Origin of the sequence: Rhizobium binae, assembly GCF_017357225.1 — a bacterium.
Classification (GTDB): Bacteria; Pseudomonadota; Alphaproteobacteria; order Rhizobiales; family Rhizobiaceae; genus Rhizobium; species Rhizobium binae.
The window spans coordinates 1,401,745-1,414,528 of record NZ_CP071604.1; the positions used below are offsets into that span (position 1 = coordinate 1,401,745).

At 64.5% G+C, this 12,784-nt stretch carries 12 protein-coding genes; 11 read left to right on the plus strand and 1 reads right to left on the minus strand.

Translation table 11 applies throughout. The features are described 5' to 3' along the window. Positions 1 to 8: 8 nt before the first annotated feature. On the minus strand, positions 9 to 1,232 hold the full coding sequence (locus J2J99_RS06810) for an MFS transporter (RefSeq protein WP_168294216.1): 1,224 nt from the start codon (positions 1,230 to 1,232) through the stop codon (positions 9 to 11). A gap of 326 nt (positions 1,233 to 1,558) precedes the next feature. Here J2J99_RS06810 and J2J99_RS06815 point away from each other — a divergent pair, with 326 nt between their 5' ends. The 11 genes from J2J99_RS06815 to J2J99_RS06865 all read left to right on the plus strand — a co-directional run bounded on the left by J2J99_RS06815 (position 1,559) and on the right by J2J99_RS06865 (position 12,649). After that, complete coding sequence (locus tag J2J99_RS06815; RefSeq protein WP_168294215.1) at positions 1,559 to 1,807, plus strand: hypothetical protein; 249 nt, start codon at positions 1,559 to 1,561, stop codon at positions 1,805 to 1,807. Positions 1,808 to 1,861: 54 nt separating this feature from the next. After that, the gene (locus J2J99_RS06820) at positions 1,862 to 2,533 is read left to right on the plus strand and encodes a response regulator transcription factor (RefSeq protein ID WP_064682001.1); all 672 of its coding nucleotides are present in this window, start codon (positions 1,862 to 1,864) and stop codon (positions 2,531 to 2,533) included. Beyond that, on the plus strand, positions 2,523 to 3,926 hold the full coding sequence (locus tag J2J99_RS06825) for a sensor histidine kinase (protein WP_168294214.1): 1,404 nt from the start codon (positions 2,523 to 2,525) through the stop codon (positions 3,924 to 3,926). Before J2J99_RS06820 ends, J2J99_RS06825 begins: the two co-directional genes overlap by 11 nt. Before the next feature lie 119 nt (positions 3,927 to 4,045). Further along, on the plus strand, positions 4,046 to 4,471 hold the full coding sequence (locus tag J2J99_RS06830; RefSeq protein ID WP_168294213.1) for a hypothetical protein: 426 nt from the start codon (positions 4,046 to 4,048) through the stop codon (positions 4,469 to 4,471). 98 nt (positions 4,472 to 4,569) lie between these two features. Continuing rightward, positions 4,570 to 5,700 (plus strand): c-type cytochrome biogenesis protein CcmI, encoded by a 1,131-nt coding sequence (ccmI, locus tag J2J99_RS06835; RefSeq protein ID WP_168294212.1) that lies wholly within the window; start codon positions 4,570 to 4,572, stop codon positions 5,698 to 5,700. Continuing rightward, positions 5,697 to 6,209, plus strand: a complete 513-nt coding sequence (ccmE, locus tag J2J99_RS06840; RefSeq protein ID WP_168294211.1) for a cytochrome c maturation protein CcmE — start codon at positions 5,697 to 5,699, stop codon at positions 6,207 to 6,209. The genes ccmI and ccmE overlap by 4 nt, the downstream gene beginning before the upstream one ends. Continuing rightward, positions 6,206 to 8,203, plus strand: a complete 1,998-nt coding sequence (locus J2J99_RS06845) for a heme lyase CcmF/NrfE family subunit (RefSeq protein ID WP_168294210.1) — start codon at positions 6,206 to 6,208, stop codon at positions 8,201 to 8,203. The genes ccmE and J2J99_RS06845 overlap by 4 nt, the downstream gene beginning before the upstream one ends. Further along, the gene (locus tag J2J99_RS06850; RefSeq protein ID WP_168294209.1) at positions 8,200 to 8,655 is read left to right on the plus strand and encodes a cytochrome c-type biogenesis protein; all 456 of its coding nucleotides are present in this window, start codon (positions 8,200 to 8,202) and stop codon (positions 8,653 to 8,655) included. The genes J2J99_RS06845 and J2J99_RS06850 overlap by 4 nt, the downstream gene beginning before the upstream one ends. Before the next feature lie 176 nt (positions 8,656 to 8,831). Further along, entirely contained in the window at positions 8,832 to 10,418 is a 1,587-nt protein-coding gene (locus J2J99_RS06855) for a Do family serine endopeptidase (protein ID WP_168294208.1), read from the plus strand. Positions 10,419 to 10,484: 66 nt separating this feature from the next. Then, on the plus strand, positions 10,485 to 11,240 hold the full coding sequence (locus tag J2J99_RS06860; RefSeq protein WP_375337381.1) for a response regulator transcription factor: 756 nt from the start codon (positions 10,485 to 10,487) through the stop codon (positions 11,238 to 11,240). Next, a complete protein-coding gene (locus J2J99_RS06865) occupies positions 11,237 to 12,649 on the plus strand; it encodes a sensor histidine kinase (RefSeq protein ID WP_168294206.1) in 1,413 nt (470 codons plus the stop codon). Before J2J99_RS06860 ends, J2J99_RS06865 begins: the two co-directional genes overlap by 4 nt. Positions 12,650 to 12,784 lie beyond the last annotated feature (135 nt).

Here is a 12,784-nt window from a genome sequence, read left to right on the forward strand (position 1 = left end):
AGACGGCGTCATGAAGGGGCAGGACTCGGCTGCGTTGCCCGCGCACCGCGCACCAGCGTCATAAGCATCAGCACCAGGGTGAGAGACAGGGCGGCAAGAACGGCAGCGGCGAAAAGCGCCGGGCCGGTGCCGGCGCGGTCGAGGATGGCGGTGAAGACGACTGGGGCGATCGCATTGGCGAGGTTCTGCGGCAGCGACAGCCGCGCCGATTGCAGGCCGAATTCGCGCGGCGAAAACAAGGCGAGCGGCAGAAGTGCGCGGGCGACGGTCATGACGCCGGAGCCGAAGCCATAGAGCAGGACAAAGCTGACGAGCAGCGGCGTCGACGGACTGGCGGCCAGCATCATCAGGAAGCTAACCAGCATCAGGCCGATGCCCATGGCGGCGCTGACGATGGGATTGCCGCGCCGGCCGAGCAGCATGTCGAGGAAACGCGCCGAGATCCCGAGCACGCCGCGGGCCGAGCCGAGCTGCAGCGCGAAGGTCGGCGAGGCGCCGGACTGGCGGAAGATCTCGAGCAGCGAGGGCGAGATGCCGAAGGTGATGAAGGTGGTGATGGTCGTCGCCGCGGCAATCAGCAGGAAGGCCTTGCGCTGCGCCGGCTTCGACAGCGGCCCCGGGGCGATGTCGGCTTTCCCGCCGTCGATGTGGGCCGCGATCGGCTTCGGCAGGGCGAAAAGATGCAGCGGCAGGCATATGAAGAATTGCAGGCCTGCGCAGACGAGGAAGGTGAAGCGCCAGCCGACGGTTTCGTTGAGCAGGCTGAGGACCGGCCAGAAGATGGCGCTCGAAAGCCCGGTGAACAGCATCAGCACGGCAATGACCCCCTTTCCGTTCATCCCTTCGCGCTCGACGACGGCGGTATAGGCGGGCGCCGACAGGCCGAGCGCGCCACCGGCGCCGATCACGATCCACGCGGCGGCGTAGAGAATGACGCCGTTGGCGGCGGCGAGCAGACTGAGGCCGATGGCAAAGGTCAGGGAAGCCGCCGAAAGCACCCGAGCCGCACCATAACGGCCAAGCCAGCGGCCGGTCGCAGGGCCGACGATGGCGCTGACCGTCATCATGATCGTCAGCCCGGCAAACGCCACCTCGTTCGCCATGCCGAGGTCCGGCGCCACGATACGGCCCATCACCCCGAGCATGTCGAAGGTGGTACCCCAGCCGACCAGCTGGGTAATGGCGAGCACGAAGACCGTCTGCGCCGAGCGGAAGCGGAAGGAGTTTGGCATTGGTGCTGAAAGGGCTGAATGCGGGAGCCGCAAGGACATAACAGGTTCAATCAGCCGGTAAAAGCTGTGATTGCAATTCCCGGCAGCCCGCCGCGCCCGGGCTTGACCCCAGCATCCACTCCGAGCTTTCCGTATACGTCTGGTGCCGAAGACTTTTCCCGCGCGCAGAAGGCCGCCGCGGCAACGGTTTTCAGCAACTGACGCCGCCTGTCGCCAACAGTCGAGAACGGTTCTAAGCGCCCTGTATTACAACGCATTCATTTGCCATTCAGGTCGCGTGAGTACATAGTCGCAGCAAGTTGGAACTACCCTTGAAAGCATAGCACATGGCCTTTCCTCTGAGCGTCGCAGTAGTGGCCGCCGGACTGGTGGTATCGGCGCCCTCACCGGACGGCGCGGGCACCCTCGTCCTGCGCGTGGCGGGCGATTGCAGCGCCGCCGCAGCCCAGGTCGTCGAGCAGACGGGCGGCCAGCTGCTGTCCGTGCAACCGTTGGGCGATAGCTGCATCATCACCGTTCTCGTGTCGGGCAACGGCCAGCGTCCGCGCAAGGTGACGGTAAAGGTTCCGATGTAGGCGGAATCGGTCTATTCAGAACATGATCGATTTGAAGCGGACGAAGGTGGACCGATGCGCATCCTGGTAATCGAAGACGACGTCAACCTCAACCGGCAGCTGACCGACACGCTGAAGGAGGCTGGCTATGTCGTCGACCAGGCGTTCGACGGTGAAGAAGGCCATTTCCTCGGCGATACTGAACCCTATGACGCCATCATCCTCGATATCGGCCTGCCGGAGATGGACGGCGTCACAGTGCTCGAAAAATGGCGCGGCGCCGGCCGCGGCATGCCGGTTTTGATCCTGACGGCGCGCGACCGCTGGAGCGACAAGGTCGCCGGCATCGACGCCGGCGCCGACGATTACGTCACCAAGCCTTTCCATGTCGAGGAAGTGCTGGCGCGCATCCGGGCGCTGATCCGGCGCGCCGCCGGGCATGCCTCTTCCGAGATCGTCTGCGGGCCGGTGCGGCTCGATACCAAGTCCTCGAAGGCGACGGTCAACGGCACGGCGCTGAAGCTGACCTCGCACGAATATCGGCTGCTTGCCTATCTCATGCATCACATGGGCGAGGTCGTCTCGCGCACCGAACTGGTCGAGCACATGTACGACCAGGATTTCGACCGCGACTCCAACACGATCGAGGTCTTCGTCGGCCGTCTGCGCAAGAAGATGGGCGTCGACCTGATCGAAACGGTGCGCGGTCTCGGCTACCGCATCCAAGCGCCGAAACATGCGAATTAAGTCGCTCACCGCACGCGTGCTGCTGCTGACCACGGTCTGGTCGACGGTGGCGCTGGTGGTGATCGGCCTGCTGATCTCGACGCTCTACCGCAAGAGCGCCGAACGCGGCTTCCAGGATCTCTTGCGGGCACAGCTCTATAACGTCATCAATTCCGTCACGATCGGCGATCAGGGGGCGCTGAGCGGCAGCCCGCAGCTCGGCGATCTGCGCTTTGCCCAGCCGAAGACCGGCTGGTATTGGGTGGTGGAGCCGCTCGGCACCTATACCACAGCGCCGCTGGTGTCGCCTTCGCTCGGATCGGCGGTCATCCCGGTTCCCTCCGTCGTCGAGGCACCCTTCGATAAGAATTACGAACGCTACTACCAAGTGACGGATGCCTCCGGAAACCGCGTGCAGGTCGCCGAAACCGAAGTGGTACTCGACACCGACGGACGCGCGGCGCGCTTCCGCGTCACCGGCAATGTCGATGTCGTCGAGGACGACGTGCGCACCTTTTCCCACAGCCTCTATCTGGCGCTCGCCGGTTTCGGCGTCGGCAGCCTGATCGTCAATGCACTCGCCATTCTTTACGGCCTGAAGCCGCTCGACAAGGCGCGCGCAGCCCTGGAGCGGATCCGCGCCGGTGAGAGCGAGCAGCTCAAAGGCGACTTCCCGCGCGAGATTCTGCCGCTCGCCAACGAGGTCAACGCGCTGATCGACAGCAACCGCCGCATCGTCGAGCGGGCGCGCATGCAGGTCGGCAATCTCGCTCATTCGCTGAAGACGCCGATCGCCGTTCTTTTGAACGAGGCGCGTGTTCTGGAAAAACCCCATGGCGAACTGGTGCGCAGCCAGGCGGAATCGATGCAGGGGCAGGTGCAGTCCTATCTCAACCGGGCCCGCATCGCCGCGCAGCGCGAATCCGTGCTTGCGCGCACCGAAGCCGAGCCGGCGCTGGAACGGCTGGTGCGTGTCATGCGCCGGCTGAATATCGAGACCGAATTCGATCTCGTCGTCTCGCCGCCGCATCTGGCCGTCGCCATGGAGCAGCAGGATCTTGAGGAGACGGTCGGCAATCTCTTGGAAAATGCGGCGCGATTCGCCAAGAGCAGGGTCCGGCTTACGGCCGTCGAGGCGGGCGAGGAGGTGAAAGGGGCGGGGGCGAGTGCGCGCCGCCATTGGGTGGAGCTCGCCGTCGAGGACGACGGGCCAGGCCTGGAGCCCGACCAGATCCGCGAGGCGCTGAAACGCGGCCGCAGGCTCGACGAAAGCAAGCCAGGAACCGGGCTCGGCCTGTCGATCGTCACCGAGATTTCCAATGAGTACCAGGGGCGGCTGGAACTGTCCCGCGGCGAGTGGGGCGGGCTGAAGGCGAAGCTTATCCTGCCCGGCGTCACAAAGGATGTTGCATGACCAACTGCTTGATGTCACAAGGATAGTGGCAAACGCATAGCATGCTTTGCCTTAATGCTGACACGGGGACGCTGCACTTCGATCGGCTGTAATGTGACCTCTGATCGTGGTTCGACGCAATGATTTTACGCTCGCAAGGCATGATCGTTTCCATCCTGCTTCTCGCCGTCGCGCTCACCGGCTGCACGACGACGAAGGGGGCTGCCTCGCGCGGCATTTTTTCCAGCAAACCCTCGGCATCGGCCGTCTTCATTGCCGCGCTGCATGGCGGCATCGTCGGGCGCAGCGGCGTCACGCTGAGCGACAGCGACAAGCAAAGAGCGCTTGAGGCGGAATATCGGGCGCTGGAAGGGGCAGCCGTCGGCCAGCCCGTGGTCTGGAGCGGCAGGAACGTCACCGGCAAGGTGGTGGCGGCAGCGCCCTATCAGGTCGGCTCCCAGAACTGCCGGCAGTATACCCATACTCTGACGGTCGACGGCAAGGACACCGTGGCGCGAGGCGCCGCCTGCCGCAACGACGACGGCAGCTGGTCGCCGCTCGGGTGAGGCTCATTCCAAGCTGACTTGCGGCGAATAGCCTCAAATCTTCGTCATTCCGGCTTTCGCAGTTGGAATAGCGCCGCGCTTCACGTATTTGGGCCGCTATGCTGTTCTGGATTCTCGTTGCCGTTCTGACGGCAGCCGTCGCCGTCATTCTGCTGTACCCCCTTCTGCGTGGCGCGAAGGCGGCGGAGGACAGCCGTGCCGGTGAGGCGGCAGTCTATCGCGACCAGCTGCGTGAACTCGACCGCGATCTTGCCGGTGCGCTGATCACGCCGGAAGAGGCTGACTATGCCAGGGCCGAAATCGGCCGGCGGCTGATCGCCGTTTCTGCCGGCGAGCCGGAGACGACGCCGAAAGCCGCACGGCATCACCGTGTCACCGAAGCCTTCGTGCTCCTGATCCTGCCGGTGCTCGGGCTCTGTCTTTATTTGACGATGGGCAGGCCGGACCTGCCCTCGCAGCCGCTCGAAGCGCGGCTGGAAAATCCCGGCAATGATGTGGCGGTGCTGATCGCCAAGGCGGAACGGCATCTGGCTGCGAACCCCGACGACGGCAAGGGTTGGGACGTGCTGGCGCCGATCTATTTCCGCACGATGCGGGTCAACGATGCCCAGGTCGCCTATCGCAACGCGATCCGGCTTCTCGGCCCGAGCCCGATCCGGCTCGATGGCCTTGCCGAGACGCTGATGGCGGTCTCCGACGGCGTGGTGACGGAAGAGGCGCGCCAGGCGCTGGAGCAGTCGCTGACCCTGGAACCGGACAATCCGCGGGCCCGCTTCTATGTCGCCCTCAGCATGGAGCAGGCGGGGCGGGCCGAGGAGGCGCGCCGGGCCTTCGAAGCGCTGGCGCAGCAATCGCCTGCCGATGCGCCCTGGCTGCCGCTGGTCAACGAACATATCGCCAAGAACGGCGGCGCGGCTGCCCAGCCGACAGCGCCTGGCGGACCGACATCGGAAGATGTGGCGGCGGCCGAAGACATGAGCTCCGGCGACCGCCAGCAGATGATCCGTGGCATGGTCGAAAGCCTCGACGCCAAGCTGAGCGCCGAGCCCAACAATTTCGAGGGATGGATGCGGCTCGTCCGCTCTTACGCCGTATTGAACGACAAGGATCGCGCGGCCAGCGCCCTGAAGCGCGGCCTTGCGGCCTTTCCGCCGACGGGTGAACAGGGCCGGCAATTGCTGGCGCTTGCCAGGGAACTAGGCATCTCTACGGAGGGACTGACGCAATGACGCGCAAGCAGAAGCGCCTTGCGGTGATCGCGGGCGGGATGGGTTTCATCGTTGCGGCGGTGCTGTTGGTGATGTTCGCCTTCAGCCAGTCGGTGGCCTATTTCTATATGCCGGCGGATCTGGCCAAGACCCCGGTGGCGCCGCAGACCCGCATCCGGCTGGGCGGCCTGGTCGGGGCAGGCAGCGTCGTGCGCGGCGCCGGCTCGACGGTGGAGTTTGCCGTCACCGACGGCAGCGCCAATGCGGTCAAGGTCCAATATACCGGCATCCTTCCGGATCTGTTCCGCGAGGGCCAGGGTGTGGTCACCGAGGGCATGTTTGCCTCAGGCAGCAACGTCTTTGTCGCCGACACGGTGCTCGCCAAACATGACGAGACCTATATGCCGAAGGAGGTTGCCGACAAGCTGAAGGCGCAGGGCCTGTGGCAGGAAGGCCAAGGCGGACAAAGCCAGGGGGGGCAGAGCCAGGGGGGACGGAGCCAGGGGCAGGAGGCAAAGGCGACGCCATGATCATCGAGATCGGCCATTACGCCCTGGTGCTGGCGCTGGCGACGGCGCTGATCGTCTCGATCGTGCCTGTCATCGGCGCCCGCCGTCATGACCGGGCGATGATGGATGTGGCGACCTCCGGCGCGCTGGCGATGTTCGCGCTCGTCGCCTTTGCCTTCGCCGTCTTGACCTATGCCCATGTCGTCTCCGACTTCTCGGTCGAGAATGTCTGGGAGAATTCGCATTCGCTGGTGCCTCTGATCTACAAATATTCCGGCGTCTGGGGCAATCACGAGGGATCGATGATGCTCTGGCTGCTGATCCTGACGCTGTTCAGCGCGCTGGTCGCCGTCTTCGGCCGCAATCTGCCGGAGACGCTGAAGGCCAATGTGCTTGCCGTGCAGGCCTGGATCTCGCTCGCCTTCACCCTGTTCATCCTTTTGACCTCCAATCCCTTCCTGCGGCTCGATCCGGCTCCGGCCGAGGGCCGCGACCTCAATCCGGTGCTGCAGGATGTCGGTCTCGCGATCCACCCGCCATTGCTCTATCTCGGCTATGTCGGCTTTTCCGTCTGCTTCTCCTTTGCCGTCGCCGCCCTTCTGGAAGGCCGCATCGACGCCGCCTGGGCGCGCTGGGTCCGGCCCTGGACGCTGGCCGCCTGGACCTGTCTGACGCTTGGCATCGCCATGGGCTCCTACTGGGCCTATTACGAGCTTGGCTGGGGCGGCTGGTGGTTTTGGGACCCGGTGGAGAACGCCTCCTTCATGCCGTGGCTCGCCGGCACGGCGCTGCTGCATTCGGCCCTCGTCATGGAAAAGCGCGAGGCGCTGAAGATCTGGACGGTGCTGCTCGCCATCCTCACCTTCTCGCTGTCGCTGATGGGCACCTTCCTGGTGCGCTCCGGCGTGCTGACCTCGGTGCATGCCTTCGCCAGCGATCCCTCCCGCGGCGTCTTCATCCTGTCGATCCTGTTGATCTTCATCGGCGGGGCCCTGTCGCTGTTTGCCCTGCGGGCGCCGAAGCTTGCGGCCGGCGGGCTGTTTGCGCCGATCTCGCGCGAGGCGGCGCTGGTCCTCAACAACCTGGTCCTGACGGTCGCCTGCGGCACGGTCCTGACCGGCACGCTCTATCCGCTGCTCCTGGAAACGCTGACCGGCGACAAGATCTCCGTCGGGCCGCCCTTCTTCAACCTGACCTTCGGCCTCCTAATGGCGCCGCTGATCGTCATCGTGCCGTTCGGGCCGCTGCTGGCCTGGAAGCGCGGGGATCTGCTCGGCGCCCTCCAGCGGCTCTATGCCGTCGCGGCTCTCGCCTTCCTGGCCGCCCTCATCGTCTTCTATCTCGAACATGGCGGGCCGGTGCTATCAGTGCTCGGGCTGGCGGCCGGGCTGTTCCTGATCCTCGGCGCCATTGCCGATCTCTGGTATCGCGCCGGCATCGGCAAAGTAGCAGGAAGCATCGCCTGGCGCCGGCTTGCCGGTCTGCCGCGTTCGGCCTTCGGCACGGCGCTCGCCCATGCCGGGCTCGGCGTCAGCGTGCTCGGCATCGTCGCCGTCACCACCTTCCAGAGCGAGCATGTCGTCGAGATGAAGCCGGGCCAGACGGTCGAGGCCGGCGGCTACAGTTTGCAGTTCGACGGCATGCAGCCGGGCAGGGGGCCGAACTATAGCGAGGAGCGCGGCCACTTCAGCGTCCGGCGCGCCGGGGTTGCGGTCGCTGACACCTGGTCGGCCAAGCGGCTCTATACCGCCCGGCAGATGCCGACGACCGAGGCCGGCATCCTGACCTTCGGCCTCAGCCAGCTCTATGTCTCGCTCGGCGACGCCACCCAGGAGGGCGGCATCGTCGTGCGCATCTGGTGGAAGCCGTTCATCCTCTGCATCTGGGGCGGCGCGCTGATCATGGCGGCCGGCGGCCTCGTCTCGCTCTCCGACCGCCGCCTGCGCGTCGGCGCCCCGCGCCGAAAGGCGAAGCCGACAAGGCCGGCGGCTCCTGCCATGGAGCCGGCGGAATGATGCGGCGACTGCTCCTGGTTTTGGCCCTGATGCTTTCGGCCGCCCCGGTCTTCGCCGTCAATCCCGACGAGGTGCTGGCCGATCCGGCGCTGGAGGCGCGCGCCCGGACGCTTTCGGCCGAGCTGCGCTGCATGGTCTGCCAGAACCAGTCGATCGACGATTCCAATGCCGAACTGGCCAAAGACCTGCGCCTCTTGGTGCGCGAGCGCATCAAGGACGGCGACAGCGACGAGGAAGTGCTGGACTATATCGTCTCACGCTACGGCGAATTCGTGCTGCTCAAGCCGCGGTTGAGCATGAAGACGGTATTGCTCTGGGGCGCGCCTGCGCTGCTGGTGCTCGTCGGGGGACTGTCGCTGCTGGTCTTTGCGCGCAGACGGGCTGGCAAGCCGACCGGCAGCAAATTGACTCCGGAAGAACAGGCGCAATTGAACGAGCTGCTGGATAAGTAACGCCAACCCCAATCTAATCGTCGCGATGCTCGGGTGCGGGCAAGCAAAGTTCTCAAACATTACGAACTTTTCATTGGCCGGACAGTTCGCAGTAAGGTGCGCCATCCTATATCTTCAGTCATCGACTGAGCCGGCGGTGCCGGTCTGAAGATCCAAGAACAAGAGAAGGTGCTCCAATGCTGAAGAATTTCAACGGACGTCCGTCCCTCGCCACTGTGCTCAAGGCTTCTACCGTCGCCGGTATCGCAGCCGCTGTGCTCGCAACCGGCGTTCCGCTCGAAATCACCCGGTCCTACGCTGAGGCGGTCAAGGTTCAGGCGCCTGCCGTTCCGAGCTTCGCCAATGTCGTTGATGCCGTTTCGCCCGCCGTTGTGTCCGTCCGCGTCGAAAACCGCGTCAATCCCGTCGCCGACAATGACGGCTTCTCCTTCGATTTCAACGGCCGCGGTTTCGACGACCTGCCCGATGATCACCCGCTGAAGCGCTTCTTCCGTCAGTTCGGCCAGGATCCGAACGACCAGCAGGGCGGCCACCAGCACCGCTTTGGCCAGAACGGTCCGGGTGGCCCGAACGGTCCCGGCAAGGGCCGTCTGCGTCCGGTCGCTCAAGGCTCCGGCTTCTTCATCTCCGAAGACGGCTATATCGTCACCAACAATCACGTCGTTTCCGACGGTCAGGCTTTCGTCGTGGTCATGAATGACGGAACCGAGCTCGATGCCAAGCTGATCGGCAAGGATCCGCGCACCGACCTCGCCGTGCTGAAGGTCGATGGCAAGGGCAAGAAGTTCACATACGTCAACTGGGCTGACGACAACAATGTCCGCGTCGGCGACTGGGTTGTCGCGGTCGGCAATCCCTTCGGTCTCGGCGGCACGGTCACTGCTGGCATCGTCTCGGCCCGCGGCCGCGATATCGGCTCCGGTCCCTATGACGATTACCTGCAGGTGGATGCGGCCGTAAACCGCGGCAATTCCGGCGGTCCGACCTTCAACCTCAACGGCGAAGTCGTCGGCATCAATACCGCGATCTTCTCGCCGTCAGGCGGCAGCGTCGGCATCGCCTTCGCCATTCCCGCCTCGACCGCCAAGGACGTGGTCGCCGACCTGATGAAGGATGGCCAGGTCTCGCGCGGCTGGCTGGGCGTCCAGATCCAGCCGGTGACCAAGGACATCGCCGAATCCATCGGCCTTTCCGAACCGAGCGGCGCGCTCGTTGTTGCCCCGCAGCCTGGATCGCCGGGTGACAAGGCCGGCATGAAGGCCGGTGACGTGGTCACCGCACTCAATGGCGAAACGATCAAGGATGCCCGCGATCTCAGCCGCCGCATTGGTGCGATGCAGCCGGGCAGCAAGGCCGAGCTTTCGGTCTGGCGCGCCGGCAAGGCCCAGTCGCTCACCGTCGAACTCGGCACGCTGCCGGCCGATCAGAAGGATGCCAGCGCCGACGACAACAACCAGCCGCAGCAGCCTGAGGCACCGGCTTCCGAGAAGGCGCTTGCCGATCTCGGCCTGACGGTTGGTCCCTCTGACGACGGCAAGGGCCTCGCGATCACCGGGATCGATCCGGACTCCGATGCCGCCGACAAGGGCATCAAGGAAGGCGAAAAGATCACCTCGGTCAACAACCAGGAGGTCTCTACCGCTGCCGATGTCGTCAAGGTGCTGAACCAGGCCAAGAAGGACGGCCGCACCCGGGCGCTGTTCCAGATCCAGTCCAGCGAAGGTAGCCGTTTCGTTGCGCTTCCGATCAACGGCCAGGGCTGATCCTTAGGGAAAACGGAAGCCGCGCGGAGGAAACTCCGCGCGGCTCATTCCTCTGATCTTTGAAGGATGATCGCGATGAGCACCGCTCCGCAGCCAGATGCTTTGAGCCTTGCCGAAACGCAGCCGGTGGGTAATGTCGGCCGCATGAAGATTCTCATCATCGAAGATGATCTCGAAGCCGCGGCCTACCTCACGAAAGCCTTTCGCGAGGCGGGCATTGTCGCCGATCACGCCAGCGACGGCGAGAGCGGTCTGTTCATGGGATCGGAAAATACCTATGACGTCATCGTCATCGACCGTATGCTGCCGCGCCGCGACGGGCTTTCCGTCATCAGTGAGTTGCGCCGCAAAGGCATCCATACGCCGGTCCTCATCCTATCGGCGCTCGGCCAGGTCGATGACCGTGTGACCGGTCTTCGCGCCGGCGGCGACGATTACCTGCCGAAGCCCTATGCCTTCAGCGAGCTACTCGCCCGTGTCGAGGTGCTTGGCCGCCGCAAGGGCACGCCGGAGCAGGATGTCGTCTATCGCGTCGGTGATCTCGAACTCGACCGGCTCTCCCACGAAGTGCGCCGCGGCGGCAAGGAAATTCCGCTGCAGCCGCGCGAATTCCGCCTGCTCGAATATCTCATGAAGAATGCCGGCCAGGTGGTGACTCGCACCATGCTGCTCGAAAACGTCTGGGACTATCACTTCGACCCGCAGACCAACGTCATCGACGTCCATGTCTCGCGCCTGCGCTCGAAGATCGAGAAGGACTTCAGCCAGCCGCTCCTGAAAACCATTCGGGGCGCGGGGTATATGATCAAGGACGAGGGATGAGCCGCTTCAGGGTTCTCTTCAAGTCCACCGCAGTCCGCCTTTCGGCACTCTATATCCTGCTTTTCGCCATCTGCGCCGCGACCCTCGTCTTCTATGTGACGGCGATGTCGGAACGGCTGCTGACCGGCCAGATCCGCGATGCCGTCAAGCAGGAGGTGGAGCAGGTGCAGCGCGCCTACGACACCGGCGGCATGAACCTCCTGCTGCGCACGATGGAGCGGCGCGCCCGCCAGCCGGGCGCCAATCTCTATATCATCGCCGGCCCGTCGGGCGATATTCTCGCTGGCAATGTCGCCTCTGTGCAGCCGGGCGTCTTCGAGGAGGTCGGCTGGACTTCCGCGCCCTTCGCCTATCAGCGTTATACCGACGGCGGCGGTCTCGAGCGGCGCCATCGGGCGATCGCCAATATCTTCGTGCTCGACAACGGCTTGCGGATCCTGATCGGCCGCGACCTCGGCGATCCCGAACGTTTCCGTCTCCTGGTGCGTCAGGCATTGATGGTGGCGCTGGCGATTATGGGGCTCGGCGCGATCATCATCTGGTTCGCCATCGGCCGCAATGCGCTCAAACGCATCGACCGCATGTCGGATGCGAGCAAGAAGATCATGGCCGGCGACCTGTCGCAGCGTCTGCCGGTTGGCGGCTCCGGCGATGAGTTCGATCGGCTGTCGATGTCGTTGAACACCATGCTGGAGCGCATCGAGAAGCTGAATGAAGGCCTGCGGCAGGTCTCCGACAACATCGCCCACGATCTCAAGACGCCGCTGACCCGGCTGCGCAACAAGGCGGCCGATGCGCTCGACATGACCGATACCGATACGCGGCGGGTAGCACTCGAAGGCATCATTTCCGAATCGGACCAGCTGATCCGCACCTTCAACGCGCTGCTGATGATTTCGCGTGTCGAGGCCGGATCGGTCGCCGCGGAGATGTCGCCGGTCGAGCTGTCGGCCATTGTCTCCGACAGCGCCGAGCTTTACGAGCCGGCGGCGGAAGAGGCCGGGCTCGGCTTGAGCGCCAGCGTCGAACCCGGGATCGAGGTGCAGGGAAATCGCGAGCTGATCGGTCAGGCGATCTTCAACCTCCTCGACAATGCGATCAAATATTCGTCCGATAGGCAAGGGGCGGGCGAGGTGTCGCTGAAGCTTGCCCGCCGCCCGGATGGCATCTGCCTGTCAGTGGCCGACCATGGGCCGGGTGTTCCGGCCGATCGGCGCGACGACGTGGTCAAGCGTTTCGTGCGCCTCGACGAAAGCCGCTCGAAACCGGGCACGGGGCTCGGACTTTCGCTGGTGGAGGCGGTGATGGAACTGCACAACGGCCGGCTGGAGCTCTCCGATACCAATCCGGACCAGCCGGAACAACGCGGACTGACCGTCAGCATGATCTTCCCGGCTAAGGCTGCCTAAACCGCTTATGCGGAAACACGATCGGTTGAATCGCGTATTGGCGGTTTGGCGCCGAGACCCTAGTTTAATTCCGATCGAGAAAACGGGGCCGTGATTCTGCCGGCCTTTTCCGTCCGCTCCAAAGCCAGGGAGAGC